Genomic DNA, 14,659 nt, shown 5'->3' on the forward strand with positions numbered 1-14,659 from the left:
CATTTTCGAGGACATTTTTCGTAGAAAATTAACCATCGTTTGCACTTAACTTTATGTGACAAATTTTTCAGGGGAATCAAGTGATATAAGGCCGGGTTTGGAATTGAGATTAAAAATCATTCGTGCATTTGGGAGAAACTTTTTCTTCCAGTTTCGGCATTGAATTTGATGTGATGCGATTAAATTAAATTGCCAAATTCCTATTGTGGGACGCAAAAAAAAGCTGCCGCAGCGGCTTTTTTTATTGAGCCTGAAATCAGAAATCGATGATCCCGCGCAAAATGAATTGTCTGGCGTCTCCCACCGCCACATAGATATTGCTGCCGGCGGAAGGGTAATAGGTTTTGTCTAGCAAGTTCCTGATATTCAATTGCAGGTGGGCAGAGTGCCCGGCCAGCGTCGTGTCATACGAAGCAAATGCATCTACTACATGATAGGGATCAAGGAAGAAGCTGTTGGCGCTGTCGCCGGCACGGCTGCCTACATAACGCACGCCGGCTCCGGCACGCCATTGATCGCGGTTGGCACTGCGGTCGAAATCATGCGTGATGAACACCGAGGCACTCTGCCGGGCGACGTTAGCCAGGCGATTGCCCTGCAGCTTGGGGTCTTGTGTGACCTTCGCATCGGTGTACGCATAACTGCCTATGAGTTTCCACTGTGGTGCAATCTCACCGGCAACATCCAGTTCCAGGCCCTGTGAGCGTGCCTTGCCCGCTGCGCGCACGAAGGTGTCGCCGTTGACAACCTCGGATACCTGCACATTCTGCTTGTCGATGTTATACAGCGCTGCAGTAGCGGTGATCCCTTTCGGCAAGTCCAGCTTAGCGCCCACTTCCCAGGATTTACCCTGTTCCGGCGGCAGCGCATCGATGTGGCTGGCGATAGAGGTATTTGGCTTGAAGGATTCGCTATAGCTGCTATAGAGCGACACTGCAGGGTTGAGCAGGTAGACCACGCCTACACGCGGTATCAGCTTGTTGCCGGAGACATCGGTATTGATATTGAAGGGACGGCCCTTGCCGGCAACTTCATCGTATTGCTGGTAGCGAACGCCGGCTTGCGCTATCCATTGCTCGCTCAAGTGTACCGTGTCCTGCGCAAACAACGAGTAGGCGTGCAGCTTGTCGGTCTGGTCGCTATCCGGTGCGCTGATCGTAGTGGAGTTCGGCAACAGGCCGTATACCGGCTTGTAGATATTGAAGCTGGTATTGTTGGTGCCGCGTATCAGGTCGCGCCGGTAGATATTACTGTCTTCAAAATCAAAGCCCAGCATCACGTCATGCCTGATTTCACCCAGCTTCAGCTTGCCGGTGATATCGCTTTGTACCGCATGCTCCTGGCTGACAGCACCGCGCGTACCGTCAGGGCGGCGCGTGAGCACGCCGGTGACAGGATTCAGCGATACGGTGCGCGCCTGGAAGTCATCATAGCGGTTGCGATTGTAGCTATAGGCAAAGTTGGCTGTCCATTGCTGGTTCAGCTTGTGTTGCGACTGCACGGTGAAAAAATCGGAATCGCCTATGCTGCGGTTATATGCTTCGTCCAGCCTTTCATCGCGTGGGATATTCACAGGTTTGCCGGTGCGGTTGTCGATAACGGTGCCACGGTCGAAAGGCTGTTCGTAATTGGTATGCTCATACGAGATGCGCACCGTATTGTCGCGGCCGTACCAGGCCAGCGAAGGCGCGACCACGAGCTGGCGGCTGTCGCCGAAATTGCGCCAGTAATCGCTGTTGCTATAGTCGGCGATCAGGCGGTAGGCCAGGCCTGAGCTGCCGATGGCGCCGGTCAAATCTACCGATGCGCCGCCGCCCAGGTCGCTGGCTGTCAGCGCGACCTGGGCCTGGGTAGTTAATTGCGGCTTCTTGGTGACCATGTTGACTACGCCGCCCGGGTCCATCGTGCCGTACATGATGGAAGAGGGCCCCTTCAGGACCTCGACGCGTTCGGTGGTATAGGTCAGGTTGCGCGCCAGCACCGTGCGTATGCCGTCACGCAGGATGGAGCCGTCGCGATTGAAGCCGAAGCCGCGCTTGATCAGCGCATCCTGTGTACCGCCCAGCGTATTGGCCTGCGTGACGCCGCTGATGTTGTACATCGCTTCATCGATGTTGCGTATCAACTGGTCTTGCATTACCTGGGCCGGCACGACGCCGACCGATTGCGGCGTTTCCAGTAAGGCGGCATCGCTGCGGGTCGCGGTGGACGCGCGCTTCGGCTGGTAGCCGCGTTCCTGCGCCTTTTCGCGAATGATGATATCGGGCAGATTCAGCGAAGAAGCATCGGCGGCCTCTGTTTGTGCTGCGGGAGATGCAGATGTCGTGGATGTTGCTGGCCCTGCAGGCAGGGCCTGGCTATGGGCTAAGGGCGACAGTGCGAAGGAAAGCAGCGTGCCGCTCCCCAATACTTTGAGCATGCTCATGGCTATATGTTTTCTTGAATATAAATGAGAATTATTAGCATTTATGGTAACATGCGGCTTGCTCCTGTGTCAGCAATTCATGCATAAGCGCTTGTACTTATTGCCCTATCTTTCTCGACTCTGTATAAGAGGCGGCGTGAGGGCCTAAGGGCCTGCGTGATGCAGAAGCAAGTAAACGCCACGCCACTATCGCAATAGCCACGCAGCAGACACGCAGCAGATACTCATGTTTAAAAAAATCTGGTTTCAAATCCACTGGTTCATAGGCATTACCGCCGGCACCATCATGATCATCATCGGCCTGACCGGTGCCTTGCTCAGCTTCCATGAAGAAATAGTGGATGCACTCAATCCCGGCATCGTGCATGTAAAACCGCAGACGATGGCGGTGCTGACGCCGGAACAATTGTTGAGCAAGGTAAGGGCGCTGGATCCGGAGCGCCGTATCGTCACGCTGGCAATGTCGGCCGAAGCCGGAGAATCCGCCAAGATCACCTATGCGCCGCCAAAGGGCGTGCGGCGCGGTGAAATCCGTTACGTCGACCCTTATACCGGCGTGTTGCTGGAGCGCCCGCTGGGCCAGGACTTCTTTGAGTGGATAGAGCGCCTGCACCGCTGGCTGCTGCTGCCTACCGATACCGGCAAGCTGGTGGCAGGCATGGTTGCCGCGTGCCTGTTTGTGCTGGCCTTGTCCGGGCTGTACCTGCGATGGCCGCGCAAGCCCCTGTCCTTGCGGGCCTGGCTGAAGCTGGACTTTGCATTGACCGGTCGTTCCTTCCTGTGGAACCTGCACTCGGTAATGGGCACCTGCGCGCTGCTGCTATACCTGATATTTACCGTCACCGGCATGTACTGGGCGTTTGACGTCGTCAAGCTGGGCATCAATACCCTGGCCGGTGAAACGCTTGCGCCGAGGCGGGCACCGCCGGTGCAGGCAGATAAATTCAAGGTGGGCAAGAAGGCCGAAGAACAGATTGCCGTACCCGATCTGACTTTGCTGTGGAACGTATTCCAGAAAGAAGGCGGGGCTTACAGCAAGCTCAGCATGCGCATGCCCGACAAGGCCGGCCAGCCCATACAGATCACCTACCTGGACCCTGAGCCGCCGCATGAGCAGGCACGCAACCGCATGTCGATTGACCCCGCCACCGGCAAGGTAACGCAGAACCAGCGCTACGCAGACAAGACCACCGGCGGCAAGGCCATCAGTGCCATCTATCCGTTGCACATGGGGACTTATTTCGGCTTGCCGGGCCGCATCATCATGACGCTGGCGGCTTTGATTCTGCCGATGTTTTCCATTACCGGCTGGATGCTGTACCTGGACCGGCGCCGCAAAAAGCGGCAGATACGTGCGGAACAGGCGATCTTGCGCGCCGGCCGCCGCACACAGGCAGGGGCAGTCGGGTCAGCAGCAAAACAATTGCCTGAACAAGTGCTGCTGGCTTTTGCCACACAGTCCGGCCGTGCCGAAGGGCTGGCCTGGCGCACCGCATCTGCTCTGCAGACCGAAGGCGTGGATACGACGGTGATGTCACTGGCGCAACTGGATACCGACAAGCTGCGCCACTATCAGCGCGTGCTGTTCATCGTATCGACCTTTGGCGAAGGCGAGCCGCCGGATGCGGCGCGCAAGTTCGCCAGGCAGTTGTCGCACCAGGCGGGCAATTCACTGGCGCATGTGCAGTATGGCTTGCTGGCTCTGGGCGACAGGAATTACCAGAAATTCTGCGGCTTCGGCCACACGCTGGATCACTGGCTGCATAGCCAGGGAGCGCAAGCGCTGTTCCCGATGATAGAAGTGGACAACAATGACGCCGAGGCCTTGGCGCGCTGGCAGAATGTGCTTGCGCGGCTGGCAGGAAAAACCGAGATCCGGATGGACGCCAATCCTGCACCGGCGCTGCAGGAGCAGGATTACCAGGATTGGCAACTGGTGGAACGGCGCTTGCTGAATCCGCACAGCCAGGGCGCACCCATTTTTCACCTTGAATTGGAGGTCACTGCGAATGGCGCTGCAAATGCACCATCAATGGAGCGATCAACGCAGCAGTGGCAAGCAGGTGCGCTGGCCGAGATCGTGCCGCGCCATGCACCGGACCGTATCGCATTCTTTCTCAGCTGCACCGGCCTGGATGGCCAGGCCAAGGTGAAACACCTGGGAGTAGTGCGCACCCTGAGCGAAGCGCTGGCACGCAGCCAGTTGCCTGCGCCGCAAGTGGCGCTGGGTTATGTGACGCCGCAGCAATTGGCGGATACCCTGCAGCCGCTGGCCTCCCGCCGCTATTCGGTTGCTTCGCTTGCCGGAGAAGGGCGTCTGCATCTGCTAGTCAGGCAGAGCCGCCATGAAGACGGCCTGGGTATTGCATCCGGCTGGCTGACTGAGTATGCCGCAGTGAATGACAGAATAGAATTGCGCGTGCTGCGAAATCCGGGGTTTGAACTGATTGACGGGGATGGTCCTTCGATTTTCATCGGCAACGGTTCCGGCCTGGCCGGCTTGCGCGGCTTGTTGAAAGCCAGGATCGCCCAGGGGCAGCACAAGAACTGGCTGTTGTATGGCGAACGGCAGGTAGCGCATGATTTCCATCACCGCGAAGAAATCCAGCAATGGCAGGCTGACGGCATGCTCAGCCATGTCGATCTGGCTTTTTCACGCGACCAACCGCAGCGCATCTATGTACAGGACAAGCTGCGCGAACAGGCAGAACGTTTGCTGGCATGGGGGGAACAGGGCGCAGCGATTTATATCTGCGGCAGCCTGGACGGCATGGCCGCCGGCGTGGATGCGGTGTTGACTGAATTGCTGGGCGAGGCGGCACTGGATGACCTGATCACCGAAGGGCGTTACCGCAGGGACGTGTATTAAACCTGCAGAACCCGCAGAACCTGAACGCTGTTCACTGAAAAGCCATCCCGCGCAATGCCGGATGGCTTTTTTACCAATAAAATTTAGTGTTTTTGCATCAAATAGCCGCATCACTGCCGCCGGACTCCCGCTTTTCGGTTGCCAGCGCTGAAAATACTTCACGCCAGCACTGAATCGAATTACGCCATCGGCTTGCCAATTTGGCCTACACTTTCTTCTGTGAACAATTAATCGCGATGGAGAAACCAGCATGCCTGTCATTACCTGTGTAGAAGATTTACGCATTCTTGCCAAGAAAAGGGTGCCGAAAGCCTTTTACGACTATGCCGACAGCGGTTCCTATACAGAAAGTACCTACCGTGCGAATACTGATGATCTGGCAAAACTGAAACTGCGCCAGCGGGTCGCCATCAACGTTGACCAGCGCTCTACCCGCACCACAATGATAGGCCACGACGTGACCATGCCGGTCGCGATTGCGCCTACCGGCCTGACCGGGATGCAATGGGCCAATGGCGAGATGCTGGGCGCCATCGCCGCCGAAAAATTCGGTATTCCCTTTACCCTGTCGACCATGAGCATTTGCTCGATAGAAGACGTGGCCAGTGTTACCACCAAGCCTTTCTGGTTCCAGCTTTACGTGATGCGTGACCGCGGCTTTGTCCGCGAGATGATACAGCGCGCCAAAAATGCCAAATGCTCTGCACTGGTATTGACGCTCGATTTGCAGATACTGGGCCAGCGCCACAAGGACATCAAGAACGGCATGTCGGTGCCGCCGCGCATCACCATTGCCAACCTGATCGATCTAGCCAGCAAGCCGGCCTGGGCATTGCGCGCGCTGGGCGGCCGCAAGACCTTCGGCAATCTGGCCGGTCACGTGCAAGGCGGCGCCAGCGGCATACAGACGCTGAGCCAGTGGACTGCAAGCCAGTTCGACCCTACCTTGTCATGGGAGGATGTGGCCTGGATCAAGCAGGAGTGGGGCGGCAAGCTGATCCTGAAAGGCATACTGGATGTGGAGGATGCGAAGCTGGCAGTCGCGTCCGGCGCCGATGCACTGGTAGTCAGCAACCACGGCGGCCGCCAGCTGGATGGCGCGATGTCGTCGGTACAAGCGCTGCCGGCGATTGTGGACGCAGTCGGTGACCAGATCGAAGTATGGTTTGACGGCGGCATACGCACCGGGCAAGACATCCTGAAAGCCACTGCTCTGGGCGCCAAAGGCACGATGATAGGCCGCGCCTTCCTGTATAGCCTGGGGGCCATGGGCGAAGAGGGCGTGACCAAGATGCTGGAAATCCTGCACAAGGAGCTGGACGTCAGCATGGCGCTGACCGGCACCAAGGATATACGCGAAGTGGGTTTGCACAACATCGTCCGCTAAGTTTTCCGTATTGCGGCTATGCTATGGTTTTTCGACCATGGTAGCCGCTATGCTGATCTTTCATAATCCCGTCCACCATCTGCACCAGGGCCGCCATGAAATGTTTCGCGGCCGCCTGGTGCCCTGTCACGAAGTGCCCGACCGGCTCGACCATGTGCTGGCTGAACTGCAGCGGCGGCCGCTGGGCGTGCTGCAAACGCCCGGTGAAGTGAGCATTGCCGAGCTGGAGCGTATCCACAGCCGGCGCTACCTGGATTTTCTGGCCGGCGCCTGGGATGAATGGGTGGCTCTGGACCCGGCCAACGCCGATATCGACGCCTTGCCTTCCGTGTGGCCTACACGCAGCTTCCGGCACGACGTATTGCCGGATAATTTTGCCGCCCGCATGGGTCTGTTTTCCTTTGATGCGGGCACCCCGCTGACGGCCGGTACCTGGACCGCCGCCAGGGCGGGTGCCGCCTGCGCCATCATGGCGGCACGCGAGCTTGCCGCAGGTATCGCAAACGGCGATGGCACACGGCATGCTTTCGCGCTCAGCCGTCCACCGGGCCATCATGCAGGCGCGGATTTCTTCGGCGGTTACTGTTTTCTGAATAATGCGGCGCTGGCAGTGCAGACCCTGCTCGACCGCGGATTGCAGCGCGTCGCGGTTCTGGATGTCGATTACCACCACGGTAATGGTACCCAGAGCATCTTCTACGAGCGCAATGATGTGCTGACAGTGTCGCTGCACGGCGATCCGCGCACCGAGTACCCCTTCTTCCTCGGCCATGCGGACGAACGGGGCGCCGGGGCCGGCCTGGGTTACAACCTGAACTTCCCGCTGCCGCGCGGCACGGGCTTTCCGGCATGGAACAAGGCGCTGCAAAGCGGGCTGGACGCAATCCGCCGTTTCGACGCACAGGCTCTGGTGGTTTCGCTGGGTGTGGACACTTTTGAAGGCGACCCCATATCCGGCTTTGCATTGCGCACTGTCGATTATCTGCAGGTGGGCCAGGCAATTGCCGCGGCCAATCTGCCGACCGCATTCGTGTTTGAGGGCGGATATGCCGTGGCCGAAGTCGGCGTCAATGTCGTCAATGTACTGGAAGGCTTCGGCGCCTAGCTTGCCAGCCTGAATCCTGGCTTTGCCGGTGATACTTTCGGGGTTTTTGCAACCTCGAAGCCCGGAAACAGCCTGCTGCGGCCGTCAAAGCCTGACATGCCTGCTTAAAACCATTAAACTGCTCCCGTCCGTTACCCCCAACGCCTAACTCACATCGCCATGCAAAATCAGCCTGATCAAAATATAGATGCCGACATGTTTGAACTGGCGCCGGTGTCCCTGTGGCTGGAAGACTTCAGCGGCGTAAAGCGCTTGATGGACCAGTGGCGAGCGCAGGGCGTTACCGATTTGCGCAGCTACCTGATGGAAGACACGCAGCGCATCGATTCCTGCATGCAGCAAATACGCGTGCTGAAGGTCAACCGCAAGACGCTGAGTTTGTTTGAAGCGAATGACCTGGAACATCTGGTCGCGAACCTGGGCCGCATCTTTCGCGACGATATGCTGGCAGCGCATATTGATGAGCTGATGCAGTTGTGGGAAGGCAAGCAGCTTTTCACGAGCAGCACGGTCAATTACAGCCTGTCCGGAAAGCGTCTGGATATACAGCTGAACGGCAGCATCCTGCCAGCGTATGAACACAACTGGGAGCGGGTACTGGTATCGATAGAAAATGTCAGCGAGCGCGAAACGGCGCAGCGCAAGCTGGCTGCCAGCGAGGATTATGCGCGCGGCTTGTTCGAGCATTCTCCGGTGTCGTTGTGGGTGGAAGACTTCAGCCATATCAAGGCGCTGTTCGACGAGTTGCGCGAGCGCGGCATCAGCGATTTCCGCACTTTCACCGATGTGCATCCGGAATTCGTCGAGCGCTGCATGCAGGAAATCCGTATCATCGATGTGAACCAGCAGACCCTGAGCATGTTCGCGTCCCCGGACAAGCCCACCCTGCTGCGCAGCCTGGGCGAAATTTTCCATGATGACCTGCTGCCCCATTTCAAGGAACAACTGATAGACCTGTGGAACGGCAAGCAGTTCCACCAGCGCGAAGTGGTCAACTATGCGCTGACCGGTGAACTGCTGCATGTACACCTGCAAATTTCAATCCTGCCCGGCCATGAAAAAAACTGGGACCAGATATTGATCGCGCTGACTGATATCTCTGCGCGCAAGAAGGCCGAAGCGTATCTGGAATTCCTCGGCAAACATGATGCGCTGACCAAGCTGCATAACCGCGCCTTCATGGTGGATGAGCTGAATCGGCTGGAGCGCAAGGGCCCGCACCCTGTCACCATCATCATTGGCGATTTGAACGGTTTGAAGGACGCGAATGATCAACTGGGCCACGCAGCAGGCGATGCCTTGTTACGCAGGGTGGGTGAAGTCCTGGAGAAGGCGGTTGATAAACCCTATCACGCGGCCCGCATAGGCGGCGATGAATTTGCCATCATCATGCCTGCCAGCGAAGAGCGCGACGCGCTGGCGTTGATGGACAGCATACAAGAGCTGATAGAGATCAATAACCAGTACTACTCCGGCTCTCTGCTGAGCCTGTCCATGGGTTGTGCCACCAGCCAGCCTGGCGAAAGACTGGAGGCTGTGGTGCAAAGGGCGGATCAGAGGATGTACGAGGACAAGCGCGAATATTATGCGGGAACCGAGGGGCAGGACCGGCGACATGTCGCTGCAAAAAGCTGAGCGCCTTAGCTGCTAAGTAAAGAAAGCCCGCATGCGCGGGCTTTTTTATTGGCGCCATGCCGAATTTGCGAAGGTGCGCGGACAGGAATGTCAATTTCTGTGTCGTAACATCTTGCAACACTTCTCCAGTCAACAGCTTTTGAAATGACCGCGTTATAGAGGTACGCAGGAGATGCCTGCGATAACTAGTAAATAGGAAACTACACCATGAACAAGCTGATCGCCACCCTCGTTGCTGCTACCTTCGCCATGGGTACAGCGTTCGCTCAAACTCCTGCCAAGCCAGCCGCGCCAGCAACACCGGCTGCCTCCGCAAAAGCTGCAACATCGGCCACTGCCGCAGCTCCGGCTGCTCCTGCCGCAAGCGCCGCCGCTGCATCTGCTCCATCCGCTGCTGCACCAGCAGAAAAAGCAGTGAAGAAAGTGAAGCACGGAAAAGGCAGCAAGCACCGTGAAGCAGGCAAGGATGCGAAGAAAGACCTGACTGCAGAAACAGCAAAGCCAGCTCCTACAAAATAAGCCTCACTCTTTTGTAGTCGAGCCAAGAAGAAAAAATCCGGCAAACTTTTGCCGGATTTTTTTTGTTTTACGTATTTTTTTTACGCATTCTTAATGCAGATACTCATTCGATAAATGACGTTTTCGTGAAATTGAGTGTTTCCTCTAAGTCATCTCCCTGACACAAGCCGGCAATAGAATCGGCGCTTTCAATCGGGAGAGACTACATGAGCAAGCGTGAGCAGTCGCAAGACAATAATGCGCCAGAGAGCCTGGGCCGGCGCGGTTTCGTCGTCAAGATGTCGTCTGTCGCCGCGGTATTGGCTTCCGGCGGTGCGCTGACCGCCTGCGGAGGCAGCGGCGCTGATCTGAACGGCGAACAGGCTGCTTTCAACTACGGCGTCGCCAGTGGCGATCCGCTGGCAGACCGCATCATCCTGTGGACATATGCCAAGACTTCGACCGACGCCTCAGTTGACCTGACCTGGCAGATGGCCGCTGACGCCAGTTTTACGACGGTGCTGTTTTCCGGCAAGGTCACGGCGACCAAGGATAGCGGCTTCACCGCAAAAGTGGACGCAACCGGACTGAGCGCGAATACCGAATATTTTTACCGTTTCACTGCGCCGAACAATGCCGTATCCGCAGTGGGGCGCACACGCACTCTGCCTACAGGCAATGTCTCTGAAGTGAAACTGGCCGTATTCTCTTGCAGCGACTACCCTGCAGGCTACTTCAACGCCTACGATTCTGCGATCTCTTCCGGTGCGCAATTCGCGCTGCACCTGGGCGACTATATCTATGAGTATAAAGACGGCGTTTATCCGCCGGCTGCGACTGCAGTAGCGGCGCGCGTATCCGCACCGCCTAATGAAGTCGTGACACTGACCGACTACCGTACCCGGCATGCCCTGCACAAGGCTGATCCGTATGTGAAAGCCCTGCACGCGCGCATGCCCATGATCGCCATCTGGGATGATCATGAGTTTGCCAACAACGCCTATATGGATGGCGCAGAAAATCATAATCCCAACACGCAGGGACCATGGACTGCCAGGAAAGCTGCTGCCAGCCAGGCCTACCATGAGTGGATGCCGATACGTACCCCAGACGCCAGCAATCTGTTGAAGATCTACCGCTCCTTCGATTTCGGCAATCTGCTGTCGCTGCACATGCTGGATACCCGCATCATAGGCCGCGAACATCAGCCTGACCGGACCATCAACGCAGCAGGACTCGATATTGCCGACCCTGCCTTCCTGCCTTACGCCTTCAACAAAAACAAGCAGTTGATGGGCACAACGCAGCAAGCCTGGCTGGATACGCAGATGGCGGCATCCAAGGCAACCTGGCAGATACTCGGCAACCAGACGGTAATGGGGCGGGTGCAGCTTCCCGCTTCAGTGCTGGTGACCAACCTCAGCGCCGCCTCCGTCACCGACTACCTGACAGCAAAAGCCACACCTGCTGCGGTTCAGACCCAGGCACAAAAGGACTTGCTGGACCCGGCAAAGAATCCAAGGATTTCCTATACCTTCGATAACTGGGAAGGTTATCCGAACGCGCGCGATGCCGTGCTCGCATCGGCGGCCAAGAACAAGGCCGCAGGCAAGAAATTCCTGGTACTGTCCGGTGATAGCCACAATGCCTGGTATAACAAACTGACCTTGGCAGATGGAACACAGGTAGGCGCGGAGTTTGCCGGCATGTCGGTCACATCTTCCGGCTTTGAAGAAATTTTCCCGCCTGCATTGATACCGCCAGCAACTCTGGCAGGCACCATCAAGGCACTGGTCGATGATATCAATTACATCGATACCTACCGCCGCGGCTATATGCTGGTTACCGTGACGCCTGCAGGCGCCAAGGGCGATTATGTGTATGTCAGCTCGGTGACCAGTTCCAGCTATACGACGACGGTGGACAGCTTCACCTACGCTGGATAAAGTAGTTTTATCCCTGAAAAATCCGCTTCAACAGAAGCGGATTTTTTTATCTCCATCTGATCGCACGTCCCTCTTTGCTTAGTCATCAAGATCCTCTCAGGCGAGGGTGCCAAGCGAGATACGGCGTATGCTGGTAGCATCAGTGGTATTTTTTGATGTCGCAGCATTCGGATGTGGATGAACATGGCTGGTCAAATTGCCAACGAAATAAACACGGATACGGCTCCGGTTAAAAGCCCGGATATCACAGCCAGGGATGGCTTGCCGGACAATGAGAGGCGCTGGGCGATGGCCTCGGTGGCGATAGGTGTCAGCATGGCGTCGCTGGATACGGCGATTGCCAATACGGCATTACCGGCAATGGCCAGCCAGTTGCTGGCGACCCCGGCAGACTCGGTATGGATCGTCAATGTCTACCAACTGGCGATGGTCGCTACGCTGCTGCCGTTTGCCGCACTGGGCGAAATTCTCAGTTATCGCCGCATCTGCATTTTTGGCCTGTGCCTGTTCACCGTTGCTTCGCTGGCCTGCGCCTGCGCATGGAATCTGCCTTCGCTGGTGGTCGCTCGTTTATTCCAGGGTGTAGGTGCCAGCGCCGTGATGGGAGTGAATACCGCCTTGCTGCGCGCGATCTATCCTTCCAAATTACTGGGACGCGGCTACGGCTTCAATTCGCTGGTGGTGGCGGTAGGCTTCGCAGTCGGACCTACGCTGGCTTCATTGATACTGTCGGTCGCCTCCTGGCCCTGGCTGTTTGCGATCAATGTGCCACTGGGTATTGTCGCTGTGCTGCTGGCGCGCAAGGCCCTGCCGGTGACCCAGCGTTCCGGGCATAAATTCGATGTCGTTACAGTGCTCTACAATGTCGGCGCCTTTGGCCTGCTAATCCTGCTGTTCGGCGACGCCGCGCATATGGTCGACATCAAGAAAATTCTGTTGGAAGCTTGCGGCGCCTTGATATTTTTCTTCCTGCTGCTGCGCAGGCAGGCCGGGCATCAGGCGCCGATGCTGCCGGTGGATCTGTTCCGCCGGCCGCTGTTTGCCTTGTCTGCACTGACGGCAGTATGCACTTTCGCAGCACAGGGTCTGGCATTCGTCTCTTTGCCTTTTTACTTTGAAGCGGTGCTGGGCCGGTCCCCGGTGGAGACCGGTTTTCTGATGACTCCCTGGGCCGTGCTGGTCGCCGTCATGGCGCCGATCGCGGGCCGTTTGAGCGATCACTATCCGCCCGGCCTGCTGGGCGGCATAGGTCTGGCGACTTTATCCGCGGGGCTGGTGGCAATGATATTGATGCCGCATCATCCGTCGGTCATCGACATCTGCTGGCGCATGGCGGTATGCGGCATAGGTTTCGGCTTTTTTCAGGCCCCTAATCTGAAGGCCATCATGGGCAGTGCACCGCCGGAACGCAGCGGCGGGGCCAGCGGTATCGTGGCCACCTCCCGGCTGATAGGGCAGGCCTCAGGGGCCGCGCTGGTGGCTTTCTGCTTCCTGATCTCCGGTAAAAACGGTGAGGCCCTGGCGCTAGGACTGGGCGCCAGCTTCGCTGCAATTGCCTGCATCGCCAGCTTTTCCCGCCTGTTTGTCGCGCCGGTTCCACACTCTGCCGCTCAAAAGCCTTAGCAATCCTTTCTCCCCTCCTTCAATATTCACATCGTGAAACAGGGGAGGCGGATGGTCTGTTTGCATGCTAACGCCGCCAATCTGGTCGCCAGGCTTGCCTGGGATTAAGGTACGTCAGCGCACGGAGCAGGCTTGCCGGTCTGGCTAAGATAGTCCTAACCTGCCTGTTATGCGGCTACGGCTCCTGCATTGCTGTTTCAGTTTGTCCGCCAAAAAATGATGTCGCTGTAGCAGCTTATCGATTATCCATATCAAAACCGCTATTGCTTATGGCTACGCTGTATCTCGGTTGTGCTGGCTGGAGTGTCCCGCGCCATTTACCTGATCAGGCAATGGGGGAGTTTCCGGTGTTGTTGCCGTTCCAGCAGCAATTACAGCATCAACAGCATGCTGAAAAAGATAAAACCCACTTGCAGCGTTATGCATCATTTTTTTCTGCTGTAGAAATTAATACTTCGTTTTATCGTGCGCATATGCCGGCAACTTACGACCGCTGGCGGCTGAGCGTGCCTGCCGACTTTCGTTTTTCAGTCAAACTGCCGCGTCGCATCACCCATTTTCTCCGGCTCGAAAACTGCGACAGCGAACTGCGCAGCTTCATCAAAGAGGTTGGCTATCTGCGCGAGAAACTCGGTTGCTTGCTGATCCAATTGCCACCCAGCCTGAAATTTGAAAGGCGCGTGGCACAACAGTTCTTTGCCAGTCTAAAGCAGCAGACAGAGGTTGCGCTGGCACTGGAACCCAGGCATCCGACCTGGTTCGGCCCTGAAGCCTTGGAAATGATGCACATGTACCAGCTCGCACCTGTGCATGCCGACCCGCAACCCGCAGGTATGGGGAGCGCAGACCTGCCGGAGGCTTCATCAATTGCCTATCATCGCCTGCACGGTAGTCCGGATATGTATTATTCGGCCTACGATGGTGATTACCTGCGGGCGCTGCACAACATGCTGGTGTCGCAGCAGGGCCAGGGAAAGCAGGTGTGGTGCATTTTCGATAATACAGCACAGGGTGCGGCATTCTGGAATGCATTGCTGCTGAATTCAATGGACACTCAGCCTAGCTGATTGCGTTTGCCAGTCGCCAGGGATAGAGATTCCCCGTGACTGAATACGAGGATTGTCTGGTTTGCAAGCTTGAGCTATATTGCTGTTCACGCCAATACTCATAA

The 14,659-nt window shown here is 57.0% G+C and carries 9 protein-coding genes; 8 read left to right on the plus strand and 1 reads right to left on the minus strand.

The window, feature by feature from the left end:
• Positions 1-256 precede the first annotated feature (256 nt).
• On the minus strand, positions 257-2,425 hold the full coding sequence (locus IEW12_RS25750; RefSeq protein ID WP_188569014.1) for a TonB-dependent siderophore receptor: 2,169 nt from the start codon (positions 2,423-2,425) through the stop codon (positions 257-259).
• A gap of 226 nt (positions 2,426-2,651) precedes the next feature.
• Here IEW12_RS25750 and IEW12_RS25755 point away from each other — a divergent pair, with 226 nt between their 5' ends.
• The 8 genes from IEW12_RS25755 (at position 2,652) to IEW12_RS25790 (ending at position 14,555) form a co-directional block, all read left to right on the plus strand.
• On the plus strand, positions 2,652-5,294 hold the full coding sequence (locus IEW12_RS25755; protein ID WP_188569015.1) for a sulfite reductase flavoprotein subunit alpha: 2,643 nt from the start codon (positions 2,652-2,654) through the stop codon (positions 5,292-5,294).
• 250 nt (positions 5,295-5,544) lie between these two features.
• On the plus strand, positions 5,545-6,681 hold the full coding sequence (locus IEW12_RS25760) for an alpha-hydroxy acid oxidase (protein ID WP_188569016.1): 1,137 nt from the start codon (positions 5,545-5,547) through the stop codon (positions 6,679-6,681).
• A 49-nt stretch (positions 6,682-6,730) separates the two neighbouring features.
• Positions 6,731-7,786 (plus strand): histone deacetylase family protein, encoded by a 1,056-nt coding sequence (locus IEW12_RS25765; protein ID WP_188569017.1) that lies wholly within the window; start codon positions 6,731-6,733, stop codon positions 7,784-7,786.
• Positions 7,787-7,945: 159 nt separating this feature from the next.
• Positions 7,946-9,421 (plus strand): sensor domain-containing diguanylate cyclase, encoded by a 1,476-nt coding sequence (locus tag IEW12_RS25770; protein ID WP_188569018.1) that lies wholly within the window; start codon positions 7,946-7,948, stop codon positions 9,419-9,421.
• 207 nt (positions 9,422-9,628) lie between these two features.
• Positions 9,629-9,940, plus strand: coding sequence for a hypothetical protein (locus tag IEW12_RS25775; RefSeq protein ID WP_188569140.1), 312 nt, complete (start codon positions 9,629-9,631; stop codon positions 9,938-9,940).
• A gap of 206 nt (positions 9,941-10,146) precedes the next feature.
• Entirely contained in the window at positions 10,147-11,865 is a 1,719-nt protein-coding gene (locus IEW12_RS25780; protein WP_188569019.1) for an alkaline phosphatase D family protein, read from the plus strand.
• A gap of 183 nt (positions 11,866-12,048) precedes the next feature.
• Complete coding sequence (locus IEW12_RS25785; protein WP_188569020.1) at positions 12,049-13,488, plus strand: MFS transporter; 1,440 nt, start codon at positions 12,049-12,051, stop codon at positions 13,486-13,488.
• A 269-nt stretch (positions 13,489-13,757) separates the two neighbouring features.
• Complete coding sequence (locus tag IEW12_RS25790; protein WP_229751357.1) at positions 13,758-14,555, plus strand: DUF72 domain-containing protein; 798 nt, start codon at positions 13,758-13,760, stop codon at positions 14,553-14,555.
• Positions 14,556-14,659 lie beyond the last annotated feature (104 nt).

The sequence above is a fragment of the Parundibacterium terreum genome (assembly GCF_014636315.1).
Classification (GTDB): domain Bacteria; phylum Pseudomonadota; class Gammaproteobacteria; order Burkholderiales; family Burkholderiaceae_D; genus Undibacterium; species Undibacterium terreum.

Bases quoted from the DNA above. Each gene is read 5' to 3' on its own strand.
- IEW12_RS25750 (WP_188569014.1), bottom strand. From the start codon at position 2,425: ATGAGCATGCTCAAAGTATTGGGGAGCGGCACGCTGCTTTCCTTCGCA.
- IEW12_RS25755 (WP_188569015.1), top strand. From the start codon at position 2,652: ATGTTTAAAAAAATCTGGTTTCAAATCCACTGGTTCATAGGCATTACC.
- IEW12_RS25760 (WP_188569016.1), top strand. From the start codon at position 5,545: ATGCCTGTCATTACCTGTGTAGAAGATTTACGCATTCTTGCCAAGAAA.
- IEW12_RS25765 (WP_188569017.1), top strand. From the start codon at position 6,731: ATGCTGATCTTTCATAATCCCGTCCACCATCTGCACCAGGGCCGCCAT.
- IEW12_RS25770 (WP_188569018.1), top strand. From the start codon at position 7,946: ATGCAAAATCAGCCTGATCAAAATATAGATGCCGACATGTTTGAACTG.
- IEW12_RS25775 (WP_188569140.1), top strand. From the start codon at position 9,629: ATGAACAAGCTGATCGCCACCCTCGTTGCTGCTACCTTCGCCATGGGT.
- IEW12_RS25780 (WP_188569019.1), top strand. From the start codon at position 10,147: ATGAGCAAGCGTGAGCAGTCGCAAGACAATAATGCGCCAGAGAGCCTG.
- IEW12_RS25785 (WP_188569020.1), top strand. From the start codon at position 12,049: ATGGCTGGTCAAATTGCCAACGAAATAAACACGGATACGGCTCCGGTT.
- IEW12_RS25790 (WP_229751357.1), top strand. From the start codon at position 13,758: ATGGCTACGCTGTATCTCGGTTGTGCTGGCTGGAGTGTCCCGCGCCAT.